This window comes from Arthrobacter sp. HMWF013 (genome assembly GCF_003061105.1).
GTDB lineage: Bacteria > Actinomycetota > Actinomycetes > Actinomycetales > Micrococcaceae > Arthrobacter.
The window spans coordinates 1-1,066 of sequence record NZ_QAIQ01000731.1; the positions used below are offsets into that span (position 1 = coordinate 1).

1 protein-coding gene is annotated in these 1,066 nt (G+C 61.0%); it reads left to right on the top strand.

The features are described from left to right. Nucleotides 1–222 precede the first annotated feature (222 nt). Nucleotides 223–1,066: cation:dicarboxylate symporter family transporter (locus DBR22_RS23490; RefSeq protein ID WP_146187651.1), on the top strand; the 844-nt coding region annotated here is incomplete at its 3' end.

The window sequence follows — 1,066 nt, forward strand, 5'->3', positions numbered from 1 at the left end:
CGGCGGCGAAGCCAACACCGATGACGTCACCGAGGCCATCATCAAGGCCCTCTCCCACACTCTGGCCGCCGTCTAACCAGAAACACCGACCAGCCGGGGCCAACCAACCCGACGGTCAGTACACAGCCCGGGATGGGCGGCGCAGCATACCGCCGCCGCCCATCCCGCCACCTTCATTCTTCAAGCACCCCTCCAGGTACATTCCACAACGAGGTAGGAATCATGGATCACATCAACACCGCCGGCACGGCAACGCCGGCTCCGAAGACACGCTGGTACAAGCAGCTGTACTTCTGGGTACTGACCGCCATTGTCGCCGGCATTCTCGTCGGCTGGCTCGCACCAACCTTCGGCATCGCCATGGAACCCATCGGCACGACCTTCGTGAACTCGATGAAGATGCTCATCGGCCCCATCGTGTTCCTGACCATCGTTGGCGGCATCGCCAGCGTCGCGGACCTGAAAAAGGTCGGCATGACCGGCCTGAAGGCCCTGACCTACTTCCAGGTCGGCACCATCCTCGCCATGGTCTTCGGCCTGGTCGCCATCAACCTCTTCCGCCTCGGCGACGGCGTTAACGCTGACGCCGGCAGCATCAAAACCACAGAGTCAGCGGCCAAGCTGATCGACGCCGGGGCCAACCAGGAATGGTGGCAGTTCCTCACGCACATCATCCCGAACAGCATCATCGGGCCCTTCGTTGAAGGGGACATCCTGCAGATCATCTTCATCGCCGTGGTCTTTGGCATCGCCCTGAACTCCATGGGCAAGGTCGGAGCCCCTGTCCTGGACGGTGTGCAGCGCCTCACCGGGGTGATGTTCAAAATCCTGAGCTTCATCATGAAGGCCGCCCCGATCGGCGCCTTCGGCGCAATGGCCTTCGCTGTGGGCAAGTTCGGCGTATCCTCCCTGACCAGCATGGGCGGACTCATCGCACTCTTCTACGTCACCTCCATCCTCTTCGTTGTTATCGTTCTCGGCTCCGTGATGGCGTTCCTGAAGCTGAACATCTTCACGATGATCCGCCACCTCAAAGAGGAATACATGCTCATCCTGGGCACCTCCA